18 protein-coding genes are annotated in these 22,385 nt (G+C 32.4%); 8 read left to right on the top strand and 10 right to left on the bottom strand.

Annotated elements, in window-relative coordinates; all coding sequences use genetic code 11:
* Window positions 1-134: 134 nt before the first annotated feature.
* Entirely contained in the window at window positions 135-692 is a 558-nt protein-coding gene (locus GKZ86_RS08025) for an AAA family ATPase (RefSeq protein WP_154782594.1), read from the bottom strand.
* Between the two features lie 211 nt (window positions 693-903).
* On the opposite strand from GKZ86_RS08025, the gene GKZ86_RS08020 reads away from it, so the two are divergent.
* From GKZ86_RS08020 to GKZ86_RS07985, 8 genes are all read left to right on the top strand, one after another.
* Window positions 904-1,482, top strand: a complete 579-nt coding sequence (locus GKZ86_RS08020) for an RNA polymerase sigma factor (RefSeq protein WP_154782593.1) — start codon at window positions 904-906, stop codon at window positions 1,480-1,482.
* Between the two features lie 218 nt (window positions 1,483-1,700).
* Window positions 1,701-2,549: a FecR family protein gene (locus tag GKZ86_RS08015; RefSeq protein ID WP_154782592.1), complete on the top strand. Its 849-nt coding sequence runs from the start codon at window positions 1,701-1,703 to the stop codon at window positions 2,547-2,549.
* Between the two features lie 148 nt (window positions 2,550-2,697).
* Window positions 2,698-5,922, top strand: coding sequence for a TonB-dependent receptor (locus tag GKZ86_RS08010; RefSeq protein ID WP_154782591.1), 3,225 nt, complete (start codon window positions 2,698-2,700; stop codon window positions 5,920-5,922).
* 489 nt (window positions 5,923-6,411) lie between these two features.
* Window positions 6,412-7,719 carry a hypothetical protein gene (locus GKZ86_RS08005; RefSeq protein ID WP_154782590.1) on the top strand — a complete coding sequence of 436 codons (1,308 nt, stop codon included), beginning with the start codon at window positions 6,412-6,414 and terminating at the stop codon, window positions 7,717-7,719.
* 75 nt (window positions 7,720-7,794) lie between these two features.
* A complete protein-coding gene (locus GKZ86_RS08000; RefSeq protein WP_154782589.1) occupies window positions 7,795-8,640 on the top strand; it encodes a T9SS-dependent choice-of-anchor J family protein in 846 nt (281 codons plus the stop codon).
* 60 nt (window positions 8,641-8,700) lie between these two features.
* A complete protein-coding gene (locus tag GKZ86_RS07995) occupies window positions 8,701-9,489 on the top strand; it encodes a hypothetical protein (protein ID WP_228526569.1) in 789 nt (262 codons plus the stop codon).
* 62 nt (window positions 9,490-9,551) lie between these two features.
* Window positions 9,552-10,913 (top strand): S41 family peptidase, encoded by a 1,362-nt coding sequence (locus GKZ86_RS07990; protein WP_154782587.1) that lies wholly within the window; start codon window positions 9,552-9,554, stop codon window positions 10,911-10,913.
* 106 nt (window positions 10,914-11,019) lie between these two features.
* Window positions 11,020-11,238 carry a hypothetical protein gene (locus GKZ86_RS07985; RefSeq protein WP_228526570.1) on the top strand — a complete coding sequence of 73 codons (219 nt, stop codon included), beginning with the start codon at window positions 11,020-11,022 and terminating at the stop codon, window positions 11,236-11,238.
* 2 nt (window positions 11,239-11,240) lie between these two features.
* Here GKZ86_RS07985 and GKZ86_RS07980 read toward each other — a convergent pair whose 3' ends face one another.
* The 9 genes from GKZ86_RS07980 to GKZ86_RS07940 all read right to left on the bottom strand — a co-directional run bounded on the left by GKZ86_RS07980 (window position 11,241) and on the right by GKZ86_RS07940 (window position 22,272).
* The gene (locus GKZ86_RS07980) at window positions 11,241-11,828 is read right to left on the bottom strand and encodes a hypothetical protein (RefSeq protein WP_154782585.1); all 588 of its coding nucleotides are present in this window, start codon (window positions 11,826-11,828) and stop codon (window positions 11,241-11,243) included.
* A 147-nt stretch (window positions 11,829-11,975) separates the two neighbouring features.
* Window positions 11,976-13,118, bottom strand: a complete 1,143-nt coding sequence (locus GKZ86_RS07975; protein WP_154782584.1) for a cytochrome-c peroxidase — start codon at window positions 13,116-13,118, stop codon at window positions 11,976-11,978.
* A 3-nt stretch (window positions 13,119-13,121) separates the two neighbouring features.
* Window positions 13,122-14,720: a DUF6850 family outer membrane beta-barrel protein gene (locus tag GKZ86_RS07970; protein ID WP_154782583.1), complete on the bottom strand. Its 1,599-nt coding sequence runs from the start codon at window positions 14,718-14,720 to the stop codon at window positions 13,122-13,124.
* Window positions 14,721-14,730: 10 nt separating this feature from the next.
* Complete coding sequence (locus GKZ86_RS07965) at window positions 14,731-16,041, bottom strand: DUF4876 domain-containing protein (RefSeq protein ID WP_154782582.1); 1,311 nt, start codon at window positions 16,039-16,041, stop codon at window positions 14,731-14,733.
* Window positions 16,042-16,058: 17 nt separating this feature from the next.
* Complete coding sequence (locus tag GKZ86_RS07960) at window positions 16,059-18,728, bottom strand: carboxypeptidase-like regulatory domain-containing protein (protein ID WP_154782581.1); 2,670 nt, start codon at window positions 18,726-18,728, stop codon at window positions 16,059-16,061.
* A 516-nt stretch (window positions 18,729-19,244) separates the two neighbouring features.
* The gene (mug, locus tag GKZ86_RS07955; RefSeq protein WP_154782580.1) at window positions 19,245-19,748 is read right to left on the bottom strand and encodes a G/U mismatch-specific DNA glycosylase; all 504 of its coding nucleotides are present in this window, start codon (window positions 19,746-19,748) and stop codon (window positions 19,245-19,247) included.
* Window positions 19,749-19,870: 122 nt separating this feature from the next.
* Window positions 19,871-20,503 (bottom strand): DNA-3-methyladenine glycosylase, encoded by a 633-nt coding sequence (locus GKZ86_RS07950; RefSeq protein WP_154782579.1) that lies wholly within the window; start codon window positions 20,501-20,503, stop codon window positions 19,871-19,873.
* Between the two features lie 5 nt (window positions 20,504-20,508).
* Window positions 20,509-21,018: a hypothetical protein gene (locus GKZ86_RS07945; protein WP_154782578.1), complete on the bottom strand. Its 510-nt coding sequence runs from the start codon at window positions 21,016-21,018 to the stop codon at window positions 20,509-20,511.
* A 60-nt stretch (window positions 21,019-21,078) separates the two neighbouring features.
* Window positions 21,079-22,272 carry an MFS transporter gene (locus GKZ86_RS07940; protein ID WP_154782577.1) on the bottom strand — a complete coding sequence of 398 codons (1,194 nt, stop codon included), beginning with the start codon at window positions 22,270-22,272 and terminating at the stop codon, window positions 21,079-21,081.
* Window positions 22,273-22,385 lie beyond the last annotated feature (113 nt).

Below are 22,385 nucleotides of genomic sequence, written 5' to 3'. Positions count from 1 at the left end.
AGGTGTTTCACATGCATAAATTCACATAGCTATGTTTATTTAAATGAGTGGAACGCCTTTTTTATTATACAAAACCTATGTGTTGAAAAATTATCTTGGCAAGCTTTGTCAAAGTTTTAGATTTATGTGAATGTCTAAAAAATGCGAAGCTTTTCCAGTTGAATTTTTTCGATGATTAGTTCGATTCTTTCATCTAAAGTTAAATCTCCGGATATTTTTAAAATCGGATATTTAATGGTTTTCATCCAATTTTCGTGCGCCTCAAAATTTCTGCTTGCAATACCTGTATTATTGTCATAATCAGAAGCCCAGGTCATAAAGTCTTCAAATTGTTTTATTCTTTCCGGCTGTGTATAAATGATATTTCCATAGCGTTCAAATTCTCTTTTTTTGAGTCTTTCAATTCTGATTTCTGAAGGAATCCACAAATAGATTACCAAGTCAAAATCAGGAAAAACATTTTCTCCCCATTGAAAAACAGAACCTCCAAGAATCCAATTGTCTAAATTTTCAAGGTCAGATTTTATTTTGAAATTTCTTTCGTCAGGATTTCTTCTAACCGTAAAAGGAGGCTCAGTCAATTCCCAAAAATAAGCGTCACTATCAAGGTATTGTACATTTAATTTTTCAGACAAAGCTTCGCCTGTTGTAGTTACGCCACTACCGGATGCACCAAAAATATGAATTTTCATTTTGAAGAATTACTTAATGATTTTAGAATCAGCATTTAATCGTTATTTTAAGAGATTATCGATTTGAAACAACATAATCATTTTAAAACAAGCATAAGTTCAAAAAACATATTGCAATATTAATAAATTATTAAATGACCAAATCCTAAAAATATCAATAAGTGTTTATTATACTTTTGTAAGGGTCTTCTTTAACAATTAAAATTAAAATATGAGTTCTAATTTGGTAATACGGTTACGTGCTGGAGATGATTCTTGTTTTAAAGAAATCTATGATTTGTATCATTATAAAGTTTTTTGTTTTGTAAAAAAATACACAGCTCAATTAGCAGATTCAGAAGATGTTACTCAAAATGTATTTATTCATCTTTGGAAATACAGAACAAAATTAGATCCAAGTGTAGATTTAGAAGCTATTTTGTTTAAAAGCTCAAAACAGGAAATCTCAAAATGGTATAAAAAGCAAAACAGGATTTTTTCATTCGAAAATGATCAGTTGATTAAAGAACTCGACAGCCCATTAGAAGCTGATGATGAAATCAATGCCAAACTCGAAAAAATAGAATATCTTCTAAATAAAATCCCTGAAAAAAGAAGAAAAATCTTCAATCTTCATAAGTTTGAAGATCGCAGTTATAAAGAAATAGCGCAGGAAATGGATATGTCGCCAAGTGCCGTTGCCAACCAGATTTCTAAAACATTGCAGTTTCTAAAAAAGCATTCTGTAAAAAATCATGAATTGTATTGGTTTGCCTTGTTTTTTATAAGCCAGTCAGAAATAATTTCATAAAAAATTATCCATTAAATTATTGATTTTCCTACTTATAATAGCACTGTTTTAGAAGCAAATTTTCTTTTTGATTCAAAACCAAAGTTAAGTAAAATCTTCCTTCACATTAAGAAAACGTTAATAGTGATATTGCCCCGTGATATTTAAAAGAGTCAAAATCTAATGTAGTTGAATCGATAAATTCGGCTATAAATTTTCACTATATAAATGTTGATTGAATGAAGTCTAAAAGAGTAAGAGAAGAATGGAACGCAATACCAAACAGAGGCATTCTTCCTGATGAAACAAGTAGCCGTATGTGGACTAACATAAGGAAGGTTACGGTTGACAAATACAAAAATGTATATAACTGGGCGGCCGTTGCCTGTGCCGTATTTGTGCTTTCTATAAGCAGTTATCAGGCTTTTATTCAATTTAATACACAGAAACAAGAAGTTACTGCAACAAAAACATTTGCCAAAGACATACGCCTTTTGTTTTTGCCTGATGGAACCCGTGTTTGGCTAAATGAGAATTCTGAACTGGAATATCCTTCAAAATTTTCACCGGACAAAAGAACGGTAACGCTAAAAGGAGAAGCTTTTTTTGAGGTAAAACGTGATCCTTCAAGACCTTTTATTATTAGTTCCGGAACTATTAAAACGACTGTTTTAGGAACTTCATTTAATATAAAAGCATACGGCGATAAAGAGCCTGAAGTAAATGTAAGAACCGGAAAAGTAAAAGTAGAAACTGATGAAAACAGTGTTTTTCTGGAAAGAGGTTTTAAAGCAGTTTACGCAGAAAAAACATCGATGGTAAATAAACAAAGAACAAATGTTTTTGAACCGGACTGGAAAAAGGTTTTGATTTATGTAGATGGATTAACGCTGGAAGAGGTTTTAACGAAGCTAAAATCAGATCATACATTTTCTGTAAATTATCTCGATGAAGATTTAAAAAACCTTAAAATACAAGGAACACTTGACACGAGACAAGGTTTGTTTGAGATGCTTCAGACTATTGCTTTTGCCTTAGAAATTAAAATTCAGTCGACAGGAAACGGGACTTATCTCATAAGTAAATAAATAAAGCAAAATAGCTTTAACGATTATCTTATTTGAATCTGTGATAAACGGATTTGAATAGGACAGGGACTTGTCATTCAAATTTTTAAAAAACATTAAACTAAATATCACATTAAAATTAATTCTAATACACTAACAATCATCAATTATGAACAATAATCTTTTCAGGCAATTTGCCTTTTGGATTTTATTTTTCGGAGTCTTCTTCGGAACAAACATTTATTCACAAACCGGAACTGTTTCGGTTGATTTTAAAAATTCTTCGCCGCAAAAAATTATCGATAACTTAAAATCGCGCACGCCTTACCAGTTTATTTATCAAAAAAACCTGGATCTGACTGTGCCGCTTATTACGTTAAAAAAAGATAATGTTTCGATTGATGAAATTCTGGTTGATTTACAAAACATGACAAATCTGAATTTTAGAAGAAATGAAAATAATATAGCCGTAAATAGTAAAGACGCTTCGAAAAAAAAAAAGAAGGGAAAAATTACAGGTAAAGTTGTAGACGTAAACGGACTTTCGTTACCGGGTGTCAATGTAATGGTTGCTGAACTAAGTTTAGGTACACAATCTGACATTGATGGTAATTATGTTTTAGAATTAGAACCTGGCGAATATACAATTGAGATTAGCGCTATTTCGTTTCAAACTCAAAAAATTACGGGTGTAAAAGTTCTTGAAGGCTCAGAAACGCCATTAGTTGTTTCTTTAAAAGAAGATGCAGAATCGCTAAAGGAAGTTGTTATTGTTCAGGATTATAAAAAAGCGACAGCATCTGTTCAGGGATTGTTATTGCAGCAAAAAAAAGCGGCTCAGTTTTCTGATGGAATTTCGGCAGAACAAATTGCAAGAACGCCGGACAGAGATGTTGCAAGTTCATTAAAACGTATTACTGGTGTAACAACTGTAGGCGATAAATATGTTGTAGTGCGTTCTATGGGCGAAAGATGGAACCAAGCTGTTATGGACGGAATTGCTTTGCCAAGTACAGATGCTTATCAGCAAAATTTTTCTTTTGATATTATTCCAACTTCAATTGTAGAGAGTATCGTTGTCAGTAAATCTGCAACTCCGGATATGTACGCCAATTTTGCTGGTGGTTATGTTGAGGTTAAAACGATGGATATTCCAAAAGAAAATTTCACCAATTTCTCTATAAGCACTTCTTATAATAGCAGAAGCACTTTTAAAGAAAGACTTACAAGACAAGAAGGCGATCATGATTATTGGGGATTTGATGACGGAAGACGCGATTATCCTACAGGTCTTGTTGCATTAGAGTTACCTAAAACCGAAGCAGAATCTGGTCTGTTTCTTCAACAGTCAAAACAATTTACTGAGGATAATTTCAGTACTTATAAAACGTATGGAGCACCGGGAACAACGCTTCAGTTTGGTATAGGACGAACTTATCAATTAAAAGACAATAACAAATGGGGGTTTGTCGGGTCATTAATTTTTAAGAATACGCAGGAAAAATTAGATATAGAACATACAGAAAGAGGTCTTTATAAAAGTAATTCTGAGTTTACTGAAGAAAAGCAAGGTGCACCTTATTCAACTTTTAAACAATATGGATTTAAAAATTCAGGAGCTAGTTATAATTATAACTCAACTCTTGGCGGAATGTTTAATGCATCTATACAGTTGGATAATCATAAAATTACAACCCGTAATACGGTAATGCACATTTATAATAATCAATTAACCCAGATTACAGGCTGGGATATTGCTCAGCCTACTTCAGATATATTAGACGGTAGTAATCTGGCCACTACATCTGAATCTGATTATCCGGTTTACACCACTTTTATTCAAAATAAAATTGAAGGAAATCATAAATTCGACAAATTAGAAATCAATTGGTATGGGGCTTACGGCAATGTTACAAAAGATACCAAAGATGCAACATTTGTAGATATAAGAAGAGATAAAGTAGGTGATGATGTAGTACAGTATTATGATGTTTATAATCCAGGAAATAGTTTTAGAAGAAGTAATTTCTCAAATGATGAAGTTGATTATAATGCCGCTATTAACTTTAAATATTCTTTTGATTTTAGTGATTCTTTTACAAATGATATCAAAGCAGGTTATTTCGGAACTTATAAAAAAGCAACAAACCAACAGGAGTCTGCTAAATTAGTTACGGTGGGACAAACTGCTGAGCGAGCTAAAATTTATGAACCATTGAGTAAATTTTTAGACGGGTCAAATTATTATTATGGAGGTTTTGGCTGGCAGGATTTCGGAATATATGGTAATAGATATGTTGGCGATGTAAAAATACATTCACCATTTTTAATGCTCGATGACAAACTTGGCAGCTATGTAAGATTCGTGTGGGGAGTAAGAGCAGAGAGTTATATTTATACACAAATAGAAAGCCAGTCTGAAGTTCCTAATGATTTTGCAAAAGTTCAGGGAGATGATAAAGTTTGGCAATTTCTGCCATCAGCCAGTTTAATTATAAGTCCTACTAATAAAATGAACGTAAGGCTTGGTTATAACAAATCTGTTTTGCGTCCACAATTTGCAGAGCGATTAACGATTCCGTATTTCGATCCCATCCGTTCTGCTAAAGTATATAATTATACATCCGGATTAGTTTCAAGCGTTGCCAATAATTATGATTTAAAATTAGAATGGTTTCCATCAGGCGGTGAACTTTTATCCTTTGGTGTCTATCATAAAAATATTGATAATCCAATCGAAGCAGTAGGTTTTTTAAATGCATCTGGTGCCAGAGATATCTATAACACCAATTCAGACAATGCCAAGCTTTGGGGTTTTGAATTAGAGTTTTATAAAAACCTTTCTTTTTTAGGAGAAGGCGATATATTAAAGAACCTGTTTGTTTATGGTAATGCATCTGTAAACGATACAAAAGTTACTTCATATGTTAGATTAGACGGTACAGGTGGAACTTATGAAGCCAACAGACCGCTTTACGGCCAATCACCTTATACTTATAATTTAGGTCTTGATTATGTAGGCGAACGTTTAGGATTCAGTCTTAGACATAATGCCGTAGGTGATCAGTATATACTTGTAGGTTTTGAATATTTTGCCGAAGAAATTCGCAAACCGTATGCTGTAACAGATGCTCAGGTGAGCTACAAATTTTTTAAAGAAAAAAATCTGGAGCTAAAGTGCAGTATGAAAAATTTATTTGATGCAGGTATAGAAACATACAACAACGCCAACAGTTACAGTAAAATAGAAGACATCTCGGGTGTTGTAAATCCAAGAGAGCGATTTGGTTTGGGAGCAGGTGCAACAAACAAATTCGATCAGGATATTGATAAAGAAGTTTTTAAAGCCAAAAACGGAAGAACTATAAGTTTATCAATTAATTATTCATTTTAAGGTTGATAATCTGTCGTAAGAAATTTGATGATAAAGACTACAGATTAGTTAATCTTTAATTCAACAATTTCATTGTAATCCTGATACAAACGGGAGCATATATTAAGAAACCGTTAACAATAAAAATTGGGGATGACATTTTGATTTTTCAAAATCTAATGTATTTAGTTGTAAGTAATAGATTTCTTTTTTGTTTAATGCATTAATCAAAAATGTAAAAAAGTACTTTAAGATGTTCTTTTAAAATGGAAGTAAATGAGATCTTCTTTTATATAAGATTTTAAAAGAATGGAAAGCGAACCTTTCACTGCGTTAAAAAAATCCTATGAGTGAAAGACGGATTAGTAGGTATAAACCCCGATGGTAAAGCGGGATCGTTTATTGAAAAGATCTTTACCAAAAAAGAGAAAGACCTAAGGAAAGATATTTTGCTGCTCTCTCCAAAGGCCTAGTTTGTAATGCAGCAAATATAGCATTAATTAAATTATTATGAAAAAATTTTTTTTATGTGCAATGGTAGCTCTTGCTGTGAGCTCTTGCCAAAATGATGATTCATCTGCTGATTCTTCTTTTTCTATGAAATCTGCTAGTGCTGACTACAGCGGATATCCTACAACAGTACAAACTGTAAGCGGGGATATTACAACAAACACAACTTGGACTAGCGACAAAGTTTGGGAAATTGAAGGTGTAGTTCGTGTAAAATCAGGAGCTACATTAACAATTGAAGCAGGAACATTTATTAAAGCTAAACCTTTAGCTGCAGGAGTTGCTACTGGAGTTCTTGTTATTACTAAAACAGGTAAAATTGATGCACAAGGTACTGCAACTGCACCAGTTATTTTTACAAGTTACAATTTATTAGACGGTGCTTCAACAACAGCTGCTCCAGGTGATTTTGGAGGTCTTGTTATATTAGGTGATGCTGCTGTAAATAACGGATCAGATTCTAACGTAATCGAAGGGTTAGGAGATCAGCTTGTTAATCCTACTGATTTTTATTATGGAGGTTCTAATAATCTTCATAACGGTGGATCTTTAAATTATGTTCGTATCGAATTTGCAGGACGTATTTTAGATGCTATAACTGGAGTTGAAATCAACGGATTAACTTTAGGTGGTGTTGGTTCAGGTACAACTATCGATCACGTTCAGGTATCATACGGAAGAGATGATTCATTTGAATTTTTTGGAGGAACAGTAAATGCTTCGCATTTAGTTTCTTTTGCTCCGGATGATGATAACTTTGACTTTGATCTTGGATATACAGGAACAGTTACAAAAGCGATTGCAATTGCAGATAGTAATTCTACACACAGTTTAAGCGGTGGAAATCCAGATTCTAATGGTATCGAATTAGATAACAATGCTACTGGTTCTTCTACAGCACTTATCACACGTCCGGTTATTTCTCAATTATCAATCATAGGAGTAAGCTCAACTACTGTAGCTGATTTATACGAAAATGCTATTCACGTACGTAGAGCAGGTAACATAAGCCTTACTGATGTTACTGTTACAGGATATAACACAGGAATTAGATGGGAGTCTCCTTCATTACCAGCTGGTTCTTCTTATTCTAGAGTATCAATCCACGGGTTTGATAATGTAGCTCTACCAGTAGGAACAACAATTTCAGGTTTAGGTACTTCTACTTCTACAGCAGTTCCAGCTCCAAAATGGGGACTTACTCAACCATTCTTTAATGATGGAGCATTGGATTTAACAGGAAATACAGGTGCATTTAAAACAGAAACGCTTTGGACTAACACTTGGACAAAGTTTGATAATTTCTAATACGCATACAATAAGTTAGTTATTATAATTCTACATGGGCAGAGTATTTCTGCCCATGTTTTAAAATTTAAAAAAATGAAAAGAAATTTACTTTTATTAGTTTTTATTATGATTTCAGGAATAGCATCTGCTCAATATACAATTTGGGAAGATGATTTTGATGATGCCGACGCTTCAGACTGGACTTTATTAGATAAAGATGCAAACGGCAGTAATTGGATGGCACGTAAAAACATTCAATTTACAGAAACTGTTACAGATGGTATTATCGATGTTTTAGGAACCTATAATATTGATTTTGCTACAGGTGGACAATTAGAAACAAATGAAGATAATCTGGCTATAAGTCCTGCCCTGGATATATCGTTTTATTCAGGAAAAATTAAATTAATCCTTAATGCACAACCTGCTATTTATGATAGTAATGAGGATTTATTAATTTATGCTTCTACTTCGCCGGACCCGGCTTCATTTAAACTTTTGAATACTATTACTTTAGAAAGATTAACTGGAGATGAAGCAGAGTTTAAAGATTATACTGTAGATATTTCACAATTCAAAGGTGAAACAACATTATATATTGCCTTGGGAAATAAACTTGAAACACATTTTATTGGATATGAAATCAATAAAATATCAGTAGTTGCAGAATCACTATTAGGAGTTAATGATGTAGATTTAAAATCATCGCTTTGCAGAATAAAACAAAATCCTGTTCAGAATAATTTAGAATTACAAATAGCTGAAGAATTTCAAACAGAAGAAACAAAATTACAAATCTTCAACTTAAACGGACTTTTAATTAAAGAATCTCCATACAAACCAGAAGGTTTATCGGTTGAAGGATTATCGCAAGGAATCTATTTTCTTTCTGTTACCAATAATGGAGTTTCTCAAAAATTAAAATTTATTAAAAAGTAAAATCCTAAAATTTTATCATTTTAAGATTAGCAAAACATGACGACAATAAAAAAAATAAACATGAAGAATATATTGACAAGTGTATTAATTTTTTCGCTTATAACAACACTTTTTACATCTTGTACCAATGATAATTTAGTTCCGTATTACGGTGCAGAAACGAATCAACCCGGAAAAATAACCATCAACGGTTACAGCGCCGTAAGTGATTCTTTGCAGCTAACCATAAACGGTAAAGTGATTTTGATTGGAAATGACAAAAAAACTGCTTTTGTAAAAAAAATAGACAAAGATTATGATTTTGTCTATTTTGGAGACGAAGGGAAAACAGTTGAAATCACCAATAAAGTAACAAAAGAGATTTTACATACTTACCATTTTACGGCAGAAAAACCGAAAGATACACTTTCGTTTTTTGCAAAAGAAAACCTTTGGATTGATAAAGTTTCTTCCATAAGATTGGGTGTTTTGACTAAAACAGGAAACAGCGGATATAAATTTATTTTCCCTAATCAAAATAAATATTCTAAAAGCGGTTATGAAGGAAACTTAGATGGAATTCTGCGTAAAGTTAACGGACAAGTTTTAGGCACCATTGAAAATATAAACAAAGATAAGTTTGGTAATTTTATTGAATTTCCTTTTAGCTCACCTCCAACTATTTTAATGGAATTGGTAAAACACGGCACAACAGAATCTTATATTCCGGGTCAAAAAATTACTGTAATTATGACCATGACAAATAATAAATCAAAATTAATTGTGCTTGAAGAAAAAAGTGATGCAAACGGAGTATTTACAGGTGTTGACGGAACTTTAAATTTAACTGATTATTTTGTTTTTAAATAACAGTAATACACATATTGTTATGCTTTTGTAAGTGATTAAAATTCATATTTATAGATTTTAAAATGAAAAATAAAATTTACACCTATCTATTCTACGGCATTATTTTTTTTATAGACGTTTCAGTTCTTTCTTGCAGTTCAGATGATCCGGTTCAGTTCTATAATGAAGGCACGAACGAATATATCAATGAATGGATATATCAGCAAATGAAGAAATATTATCGCTGGAGTGATACAATGCCGGCACAGGGGGATTTGTCGGCAAATCCGAAAGAATATTTCGGTAAATTACTCCAGAAAGATGATATTTATTCCTATGCCATACATCCTGAAAAGCCGGAGACAGCAATACAAAGCCTGAGACAAAAATTTGGCTTTGATGTGTCTTTTTTTGAGTTTGAAGGAAAATATTATGCTGTAATATTATATGTATTGGCAGATTCTCCGGCTAAAAATAACGGTTTAAAAAGAGGTAATCTTATCACACACATATCCGGAACAGAATTGAACGCCGGAAACTATGACCAATTGTACAAAAATATGATTGCTTCAAGCCAGTTAAATTTAAAGTTGACTTCTTATTCAGCACAATCCGGTTTTTCCAATCCAAAAGAAATTTCGTTATCGCAAGGATTTAGTTTTACACAGCCAATGCCATATCAGGTTATTACCAATGCAAGTACTAAAATTGGTTACATAGAAATTTCTCATTTTGATGTAGGACAAGCGCAGCTTTATCTACAGCTATTTAAGGAATTAAAAAGCAAAGCAATAACAGAAATGGTTTTAGATTTAAGATATAATGGAGGAGGAGATGTAGCATCTGCAGCCGCATTAAGTATCATTCTGGCACCAAACATAAAATCAAGTGATCTTTTTATAAAATTTGAAGGAAATGCAAATGGCGGAAAAGTCGATCAGTCTTTTAAACAAGCCTTAGAAAGCAATGAAACTAAAGTAAGTTTTGAAGCTTTACAAAGTGCACATCCATCAATTAACAGGATTTATGTGTTATGCGGAAACCGAACTGCATCAGCATCAGAACTCATTATTAATAACCTCAAACCTTATATGGAAGTTATTGCAATTGGAGAAAAAACGTTTGGCAAAGACGTAGCCGGTTTCTCTATAGAAGATGATCGAATTGCAGGAAAAAAAGGTTGGGTTTTATATCCGGCAATCTATAAACTATTCAATGCCAGAAACGAAGGAAATTATTCAAAAGGAATAAATCCAACCATTGCTGTAAATGAAATTCAACAACTTGAGGTTTTTCCCTTAGGAAATACTTCAGAAGTTTTATTGAATAACGCATTGAATGTTATGGCAGGAAACGCAAGTAAAATGAAAACCACTACATTAAAATCGCTTTCTATTTCTACTAGTAATACTGATGCGGATCCTTTACTTATTCTGGTTCAGTAAAATCACTTTTTCTTAATTTTTAAAATATTGGAGTAACATAATTATGCAGGGAATTGATAATAGGGAACATCGAAATTTATTAGATGTATTTCAAAAATATGAATATATGTTGCTTAATATTAAAGAAATAGAATTAGAAGAAGATGATAAAATACGCAAAGAAATGGCAGAACTAACGGTACTTTACAATAGTTTTAAATCATTATTGGCAGAACTCGAAAAATGTACAAAAGATTACGAAAGCAAAAAAAAATATACACGAAGCATTCTTCATAAAAGTATAAGAAAGTTTACGTCAGAAAAACAGAAGAATATCGATTTATAGCATTAAGTTTTGATATCTGCTTTATGTTGAAAATTAGGTCTTACGTTTTTAAGTTTTACTTTCTTTATAAGATGCAAAGAATCTCGAATCAGGGTTTTAATTTCCAGATAAGGAGTATGGTGCAAATCAGTAATATTTTGCTTTAAACCTTCGATATACGTTTTCGCGATTAGCAAGTCCGTTTCAAATATTTTCAGGAAATTATTTTCGACACTTTTATTTCTTTTGTAATAATAAATAGCGTTATGAAGATCTTCGATTTGTCCTGTAAAATCTAAAATAGCTTTTTTAGAAACCGCACGGCTATAATAATAAGAAAACTCCAAAGGATTCATTTCAATTGCTTTGTCAAAATCTTCAATCGCCTTATAATGATAATCCAGTTTTTGAAAACAATTGCCCCTTATTTCATAAGCTCCGTTATCAAAACCTAAATTGATAGCATTATCCAGATAAATCAAAGCGTCCTGAATTTGATTGGAATTATAAAGCCGCTTTCCCTTTTCTAAATTTTCAAGACCTTCATTTGTAGCATTCGAGCTCGAAAATTTGTCTTTAAATTTTCCCGTTAAATTGATAAACCAGTTCATATCGTTGAGGTTTTGGTTGGTCAGATTAAGTAGGTATAAAAAACAGTTCTAAAAAAATGGGGACTTAAAAGTAGTTATTTTTTTGATATATAACTGTTTATAAGTTTATTTTTGATTCTTTATTTTAAAAAAAATCTAAAATAAAAATTACTGCGGCATTTCAGGAGGACGCATTTTATAAGCACCAGCAGACAAACTGCTTATAAATGCTTCTAATGCATTTAGCTCAGATTCGTTCAGTTTTAATTTTTTTATTAGCTTAGAAGTTGTAGGAAATAAAGTATCATTTTGCTGACTTTCTTTTCTTTTTGGCTGAGGCATTCCCGCGTTATATATATTAAGAACTCCACGTAAATTTGGAAACAAACCATTGTGCATATAAGGTGCGTTTTGAGCAGCACCTCTTAAAGATTGTGTTTTAAATTCGCCCACATTTTCGGCTTTTCCCGTAACATTATATCTTCCCAAATCCTCATATTCCCTTCCGTAATAAGTAAGTCCAATATTATGGAATTTATTATCAGAGAAATTAGCCGTATTATGACAATTGATGCAACGTGCCTTGGTACGAAACAAATGCAAACCTTCTACCTGTTGATTGTTTAATTGAGTGGAATCTCCGGCCACGAATTTGTCAAATTTACTTTTCGGACTTATCAATGTCCTCTCAAAAGTGGCAATTGCTTTTAAAATTTCCTGTTGTGTAACTTTTTCTTTGCCAAAAGCTTTTTGAAAATAAGGCCTGTAACCTTTAATTTTATTGAGCCTTTTTGTTGCCAGATCAATATGAAAATTCATTTCTTTAGAATCTTTTATAGGGAAACTCGCCTGATCTTCAAGCGTACTCGCTCTTCCATCCCAAAAGAAAACTTTAGAATACGCAATATTCATTAAACTTGGCGAATTCCTGATGCCTTGTAATCTTCCTTCTCCATACGAAACCCTTCTCGCGTCGCCCCAATTAAGTTCAGGATCGTGGCAATTGGCACAGGAAATTTGTCCGGATTTTGATAACCTCGGATCAAAAAATAAGACTTTACCCAAAGCAGCTTTTTCTTCAGAATATGGATTGTCAACAGGAAATTCGGGTTTGCCCAAAGTTCCAATATCTTCAAAACCTTGTGCATAAACAAGCGAATCAACTTCGGGTTTTGGCCATTTTGAATAATCGCCGCTACTGTATAATTTTTTTAATTCTGAAATAGAAACATAACCTGGTTCAATCTTAGAATAGGAAACGATAATAAGAGAAAATAGCATTGCCGCAACAGCAATAAATTTTGTTTTCATTTTTTAATAATTTAATTGAATACCAAACTGAACCCAAGCGGTATTATTTGTATTGATATCGACAGGATAATCACTTTGTTTTTTCAACGCAATTTTTTCTTTCAAATGAGTAAAAAAGACCACCGTTTTATTATTTTTTACCGGATAACTATATTCCAATCGTATTGCGGGTGCAAAATAATTAGTGGTGCTTACTGCATAATCATGTATAATAACTTCATTAAAAAAAGTAGAATTAGTTCCTCCCGAAGTATCGTAATAGTCTAATTTAGAAGGAAGCGGGAAATACATATTAAAACTCACTGTAGTGTTTAATTTGCTTTTTCCGAAAGAAAAATCTTTGCTTCCAAATATTCCCGTGTTTAGCGAATTCAATTCCATATCGCTGGTTGCCAGAATATCATTGTATGTATTTTGCTGATAATTTACATCTAAACCAAACAAATAATCAATATGAGATTTTGTTTTTTTAGAAATTGAAGTTACCCAGTTTAGAGTATTTAAAGTGTTTTTATAATTATGACCTTTACTATTTACATCATAATTAATACCATTGCTATTATCAAATTTTAATGTCGTTTTTAATTCCTTTTCATTCCATTTATGTAATGCAAATACTTCGGCATGATTGGTTTTTATTGTAAACTTAAATCTTGCATTATCTTCAGTTCCAAATACGCTGGTGTAAAAATTATTGTTCGTTTTTTGATTGTAAAACAAAGCTGTTACGGTAGTGTTTTGATTGCTAAAAGTATATCCTAAACCAACTTTGGTAATCTTATCCTTGTATAGAAATCTTGTACTGTTATAATAACTCGATTTAAAATAGTTAAGAACTCTGCCGTATCCGGTGTTAAAACGTAAATAAGTATCCGGATAAGCTTCAAAATTTAAATGGTTATCTTTGTATTTATAAGTGAAATCTTTGCTTTTGGTAGTATAACCCGCCAAAGCAAAAGCTTTATGATTTTCGGCTAACTGATAACCAAGCTGTAGTTCTCCGCCTAACTTGCCTACAATAATTTCAGGTCTTGGATCTAAGCTTCGACTATATTTTTCAGCATCATAACTAATCTTTGTAGCTATTGAAATGCGGTTGGTAATATTTTTAGAAAATCCTGCATTTAATCGGTATTGCTGATTGGACCAATCGGCTTTTCTCGGAACAAAAAAATAATGAGGCATTATAACTTCCTGTTCTTCTGCACGATCGTCTGAAAGTACCCAGCCTAAATCTTTTTCTTCTATTTTACGAATCGATAAATCGCCAAATAATTTCCATTTATTAGCGGTTGTAAAATAACCCTGAGCTAAAAACTGGTATGTATTTATCTCATTTGCAATTTGGGTTCGCGCAAATTCATTTTTTTGATGCTCATACGAAACTTCAGTAAAAGTAAAATCTTTAATATATTGATTTGTGAAAGCAATTGGGTATTTAAAAATTTGATTTTTAACTTGCGAATCAACAATATGATTACTCACCAATATACTATCCTGCGCTTGCATAGTATTGGTAAAAAAGATAGAAATAAGAAGTAATGCCCGAAAATATCCGGCATTACTTCTTAATAGAAAAGTTTTAATGATATTAATTTTCATTAATGAAATTTTAGTTAAATCCTCTTGGGTTTGCAGTTATTTCTACAAAATCATTACTGGAATTATTAGTATCCTGCAAAATGATTCTTCCGGCAATTGTAGTTTTAGTTTTTCTAATTACAGATTTTGAAGTGTAAGCTCCCGAAGGCAAATACGTATTTCCCCCATCAATTTCTGAAGCTAATTTTTTAGGTATTAAACCAGATGCTAAATCTTTTGTAGTATCAACACCGTCAATAAGAACCGAGTTAGGAATTTGAAGAAAAAAATTCTTGTCTCCTTTAGGATTTTTATATTTTTTCAGCGCTGTAAATTCTGCATCATTCATTTTAAAAATTGCATAAGCTTGTCTTCCGTTTGAATCTAATATCATATCATTATTAGTATTTCCCCAATAGGCAATATCAACATCCGGAACAGCTGGATTTTGAATATCATATTGATAAAGATCTCCTAAATAAGTTCCTAAAAACGACTCAAAATTTGCAGTACTTAAATCTACAGTTAGTTCCGGATTTAAAATACTTACAGACTTTCCGTTATTGTCAATATAGTTTGATTTATGATTAATTGCATTTTGAGCAATAACAATACTTTCGCCTGGCTGTACAGGATAATCTGTTCCGTTGCCCGGAATTTTTATAATATTAATTCCATAAACATAATCCGTATTTGCAGCATTGCCAATTGTCATTCCTTCAGATTTGCTCCAGTCAAACTGCCCATTAGCCAAAGAGTAAGCAGCTACAGTAGTAGTGGTAGATCCGGTAAGCTGTGCCATATATAAGCCATCTGCGTATTGAACAGCATTAGAGTTGTTATAAATTTCGATAAACTGATCTCTAAAAACAGCACCTTTTTTAGTATCAGAACCTCCATAATAAATTTGTTTAATTACAAAATCACCCACTCTTGAGGTTTTCATTTCCAGTGCAATTGGTGTAGTTGTATTGCTAATGACCACGCTGCTTACAGCGCCGTTAAAATTAATTTCAGCCTCAGTAGGAGTGTAGCCAAAAGTTTCAGTAAACTCAGCAGATAACATTACTTTAGTTGCAGAAAAAGAGTAAGTTCCCGGCAATATCTGGCTGAATTTTGCCACACCTGTTTCATCAGATTCTGATGTATATTTATTTCCGGTTTCGTTATTGACAAGCGTAACAGTAGCTTTTTTGGTCGCCAAACTATTAAATGTTGCGTCGTATTTAAGAGATACGCTAAAGTCTATAGGTTTTAGAGCTTCAGTTTCATTAGAGTCATTACTACAGGATTGCGTTATTAATCCCACTAATGTTATAATAAAGAATAGTGTTTTTTTCATAGTTATATATATTTAGGTTAAAATTCATAATTAAGTCTGGTTCCAAAAGAGAAGTTGGCTACATCTGATAGCGTTTTGATATTTTTTTCATCATAATAATACGGTTTGACGTTTAAGAAATTTGTTGCATATAAGGAAACACTAAACCCGTTAAGAAAGTCTTTGGAAACACGCAAATGAAAATTATGCAGCATGTTTTGCATTTTATAATCCGTTTCTTTATTAGTCTGAATTAGATGCCCGTATTTTTGTAAATCAGTCTGATCTTGTTTTGGAATTTCATGATAAACCAGTTCATTATCTAAGTATCCAATTGGGTAATTATTCGTAAGAGAATTGGAGTTTTTATACAAAACATGCTCACTTCTTAAACCTATTAATAATCCAACCGAAGGAATATGATAACTAAAATTAAAACTCATCGTCATATTATCCTGAATATCGGGTCTGGGATTAAACACACCGTATCTTTCTATTGATGACAAATTCGTCGAAGTAATGTATTGTTTTACATCTGAAAAATCTTTAGAGCGCACATACGAAGCATTCATGCTCACATCAAGATTTAAAGCCTTTATTTTTTTAAAATTGATAATAGCTTCAGCACCCGTATCTTCAGAAGTAGTACTATTTGCAATACTGTTGGTGAAATAATAAAATTTTTCAGTTCCGTTAATTTCATACGTCGGAATTTCGGATCCAATAACCGTTACGACAGGTTTTGGCAATACCTTATAAACCGGAAGTTTTTGATACGAAAAACCATCGAAAAGCTTGTTATAATAACCCGTAAAATTTACCGAAGCAAAAGGAAGATTAATATCTATTCCTGCTTCTGTTCGGTAGGATTTAGAAGGTTTTAAGTTTAAATTATCCCCAGAAGTTATGATTGTCTGAATCCAGGCTTTCTGATAAACTCCCGGATACGTATAAATTCCATCACCAATTAATCGGTCAATGTAACGATCTCCCGTATAAACCTGATTTAAAGAAGGAGCTTTTGATGACATTCCTAATCCTCCACGAATTCTAAACGTTTTATTTAATGATAATGAAGAATTTATACGAGGCTGTAACGAAACATATCCGGACTGATTATCGTATCGTATTCCTAAATCAACATTTAAAATGCGATGATCTTCAAATTTTTTATAAATCCTGTCTTCCAAATAAGCAGAGATCTGAATTTCTGTTTTTGTCTTGTTAAAATCATAATCCCTGTAACCCAACTTTGTTTCGCCACCGGTATCCAGCGTATAAAAGTTAATTAATCCCGCAACACCACTTTTTCTTCCTTCTCCTTTATTAGAACTGCTTCTTCCTGAAAGTCCAAACACAAAACTATGTACCCAATTGGCTTTATTAGAAATTACTTTAGTAGTTTCTAAACTTACAAAAGTCGAAATCGGAATTCCTTCAACAGTGCTTATACTTGTATATTGAGAAGGAAGAATATAAGCTTCATGAATTCCTTCTTCGCTAGTATTTGATGCGGCTGTTGCTGATGTATTCGCCCATTTATCTTTTCTTGAAAATTGTCTGTCATAACTAAAACCACTATTGATGTTTATACCATCAATCCATAAATGATTTGGTTTCCACATGAAGTTATCAGAAATTGAAAAACCTTTTTTTTCATTTTTTACAACTGATGCAGTAATATCATCCGGATCATATTTTGCATTATCAAGAGTTGATCTGAAAGAAGCGCTAATCGTATTTTTTATTTTTGATGAATTATTTTTAACCTGCCACGACAAACTTCCGTTTACCCTCTGAAAATCCAGTAAATTATCTCTGGGATCAGCATTAGAATCCAGATAGTTAATTCCGAAATTCATGGCATTATTAGAATTGAATTTAACTCCTTTTGTTAAGTTTAACTCTGAAGTTGCATCTCGTAGAGAAGCAGATACACGATACGGACTGTTACCAACTTTGGTTGTAATTAATACAAGTCCTGAAGTTAAATCTCCATATTTTGCTGATGGAATTCCTTGTATAACTTTTATATCTTCGATAGTATTAGTAGAAATTTCTCTTAAGTCGACACCAACATCAGGATTATTAAACGTTTTTCCCGGTACTCCATAATCACTTCCCGCAATAGTAGACGCATTTGGGTTCAGAGCCTGCATATTCTCATTATTAGAAATAGGAATATCATTCAGCACAAAAGAAGTTCCAAAAGCTTTAGTGGCAGTTAGGGAAGAAGCCGTACGGAAAACAATGTTTTTAAATGAATTTAATTCGAAATTTGCAGTAGTTTGCCCAGGAAGCTGCTTCAAAACATCATCCAACGAAAAAGCCTGAACATTATTTATGGCATTTTTTCCCAACGTAAGTTCAGAATATTGTCTTTCTTTGTTCGCGGTAACAACTACTTCTTTAAGACGTAAAGTATTATCTTCCAGAAAAACAGTAATATAGTTTTCGTTATTTTTTAATGTAATAGTAGATTCCATTTTTCCTAAAAGAGAAAAATTCAACTCAACATTTTCGTAATAAGGAATTTTAATTTCAAAATTGCCTTCTTTCTCAGACATTGCCCAGTTTTCAGATTTTGTATCTCGTATTAAAACACCAGATAATGGCGTCGAAGATTCTTTATCTATAATTTTACCGGTAATTACTCTTTGTGAAAATGCAGCACTTGAAATTAGAACGAAAAATAAAATGAAACGCATTGTTTTTAATTAGAATCAATAAGAATAGTGATTGCAAATCTAAAACTAATTTTATAGAAGGAGCAAGTAATTTTAGGTTTGATGTAGCATTGATGTAGCTTTTTTTTAACAAATAGAAATTTTTAGGAATAAGAAATTAAATTTTATTTTACTGATTTTCAATAAAATAAAAACTATTTGTAATGTAAATTTCTTTCAGGATTTAAGAAGTTCAGACTTTTTTAATTCTCATCTTATCGAATACATAAATTCGTGTTAATTTTTTTTGATGATTTATGAAAAGACAAAAATGAGATAAAACATTTCTGATTTATAAGTAAAAACTTAAAAATGTTTAAACAATTTAGATGTTTTAAAAAGGTATTTTGCAGTAAAATTTAACCACAAAGTGCACAAATTTTTTTACTAATAATGTTTTATAAAACGCAAAGTTCGCAAAGCTTTGTTTTAAAACTTTGCGAACTTTGCGATTAAATTATCATTTCAACAGGAACTTTAAGGTTAACTTAAAAGAAACTATATTTTTGAAATCGCTTGATATAATTCAGCATAATGAGTAACAAGATCAGCAATAGGAAATCCGCGGTTTAAACCACTCGGATTGGGTAAAATCCAAACCTTTGCACCACAAAAATCTTCAGGCTGAATTCCCCATGAAATTTGTTTTTTTCCTGAAAATGCAACATAAGCCGCTTTGCCAAGAAAAGCAATGTATTTGGGTTGGAATTCCTTTATTTTGGTTTTAAAAATTTCAATAGAATCTTTAAATTCATCTTTAGAAAGTTCATCAGCGCGCACAGTTGGTCTTGCCACGGCAGTTGTTAAGCCATAACCAAAATCAAGAATAGTAAAGTCATTCTCAGGTTCAATTTGTTGAGGCGTAAAACCAGCCTGATGTAAAACCTTCCAAAATCTATTGCTTCTTCCGGAAAAATGATGTCCGTCAAAAGCAGATTTCAGACCAGGATTAATTCCGCAGAAAAGAACCGTTAAGTCTTTGGTTATATAATCGGTTAACATTTTTTTGAATTATGAATTATGAATTATGAATTATGAATTATGAATTATGAATTATTTTAGTTGTAATAATCTGTTGTTTGCTGAGAACTTAGATTTTTTCAAACTCCTTTTTTGCTTAAATTTTAAACCTTATTTGGTTTGCTCACATATTTATTTCCTTTAACGAAAAAGCGCCAAGGCAAAAGTGCATCTTCCTGAGCGTATGCAACACCCACACGTGGCAATGCGATAATGGCATCTTCAGGATATCGAATACCATGATCTTCAACCCAGATTTCTTCTCCCATTAAATCTTTTTGATTAAACGAACGATCAATTCCCAAAGCTTTAGCTGCAGAACCCGGACCAGATGAAATAGCTGCTTTAGTAACCGACATATTTCTTCTTGCTTCGATTATATCGATTCCAACCAAAGGTTCAATAGCCCTAATTAAAACAGCGTGAGGCTCGCCTTCAACAGAACTTACGATATTAAAAAGATTATGAATTCCGTAGCATAAATAAACATACGAAATACCGCCCTGACTGTATAAGGTTTCCGTTCGATCGGTGCGTCGTCCGCCGTATGCGTGGGAAGCCTTGTCCTGAACACCAAAATAAGCTTCAGTTTCTACAATTATTCCTGCTGTAATTTCTCCATCGATTTGAGTGTAAAGCACTTTTCCCAAAAGATCTTTGGCAAGAAAAAGTACATCTTGATTTAGATAATAAGCGAATGCTAATTTTGTGGGTTTCTGTTCAGAAGATTTAGGCATTATTTTTAATGAATTGCTTTTTTTAAATAGATTTCTTTTGGATAAAGATTCTCATTATTATTGACTTCAAAATCAAAATTTAGATATCCCTTAGATTCTAATGCATTTAATAAAATAGTATCCGTTTCAAAAAGTTTAATCCAAATCAAATCATGTTTTCTTTGAACAGCAATTGCTTCAGCACGTTCAAGAAGTGGGATTAATTCTTCAGTATTAAAATAAATAATATTACCCAGACCTAATGCTTTATTCGCATCAAGATTTTGATTTGAAAGTCTCGAAGAATTCATTTTCATAAAACTCAACGGAGTTTCATCATCATAAACTGCCAGTATTTCTATCGAGAAATCATTCTGTAACTTAATTAATTTTTGAACAGACAGATTTTCCTCAACATATTTTTCTCCCAATACGTCTGACTGCCCAAATAAATGGGAGTAAAACTGAATGGCTTTTTTTTCCATCCAATTAATGTTTTCAGTGCTCTTAACTACAAATTTAGCGATTTTTTCCATGGTTTTTATTAGTCAATTTTGATGTTCATTTAGTATATTGAGAATAGCTCACTTCACTCTTCACTCTTTACTCTTTACTCTTTTTTTATTCAAACGTTCTGAAATTAATATTACGGACATAGCACCCGCAGACCAAAGTAACATTTGCGAGGTCGAAAGTTGCCAGCCTCCAAGTCGCCAACATAAAAGCCCAAAGAAAGTTCCAATCGCTCCGCCTATAAAATAAACAGTCATAAAAACAGTATTAACCCTGTTATGAACTTCATCCGGCAAACTATAAATTCTCGCAAAATTGGTTATTTGAGTTGTTTGTACGCCAATATCTAAAAAGAATATACTCACAATCATAACAATAGGTGAATACGGAAATATCTTAAGCAAAATGATGCTCGTCATAATAACTCCCGCACTTAAAAGAAGCGATTTGAATGCACCGCCATTATCTGCTATTTTTCCGAAATAAGGAGCAACCAACGCACCTCCAATAGCTACAAGTCCCAAAAGGCCAATAGTTCCGGATCCGTATTGAAAAGGTGCACCGCTAAGATAAAAGGTAAGCGTAGTCCAGAAAGAACAGAAAATTCCAAAAGTAAGTCCGCCTAACAATGCTGCCTGACGTAATAATGAATATTTCGGAATTATCGTAATAGTCGATTTCAACAAGCTTAAATAATTTCCTTTAAAATTAGAAGGAATATCCGGAAGAAACATTTTAAGTAAAATTATAGAAAGAAAAACAAGAGCAGCAGATAGTAAAAAGACATAGCGCCATCCAAAAGCATCTGCCACCAAACCGCTTATTACTCGCGCGGCAAGCATTCCAACTAATATCCCGCCAAAAACTTTCCCAACCGTTTTCCCTCTGTTTCCTTTACTGATAGCCGCCGTCATTGGAAGTATAATCTGAACCGGAGCTGTTAAAACGCCTATAAGGAAACTTAAAATGCAAAGTATCGGATATGAATTGGTAAACGATATACCTACCAATGCAACACACAAAATGCTTGAAATAGTAAGAATTAGATTTTTCCTTCGTAATTTATCTCCTAACGGAATTATGAAAAACATTCCTAATCCGTAGCCAAGTTGTGCAAGCATTGATATTTTTCCAATTTTTGCATCACTTACATGAGCAGAAAGCGCAATATCCTTTAAAATAGGCTGATTATAATATAAATTGGCGATTAGCACGCCGGCTGCAAAAGCCATAACTGGTATTGCTCTTTTATTGTTTGTTTCCTGATTGATTTCCATTATTTAGTATTTATTGGCAGATATGAATTTTTAGTTTGATTATCCATGACATTCTTAAATTAATTCTTAGTAAAAACTTCATTAAAAAAGTTTATCAAAGGTCGTGACAATCT

This window comes from Flavobacterium sp. LC2016-13 (assembly GCF_009707955.1).
GTDB lineage: Bacteria > Bacteroidota > Bacteroidia > Flavobacteriales > Flavobacteriaceae > Flavobacterium.
Note: the sequence above shows the minus strand (reverse complement) of the source record. Positions and strands in the feature narration are given on the sequence as shown.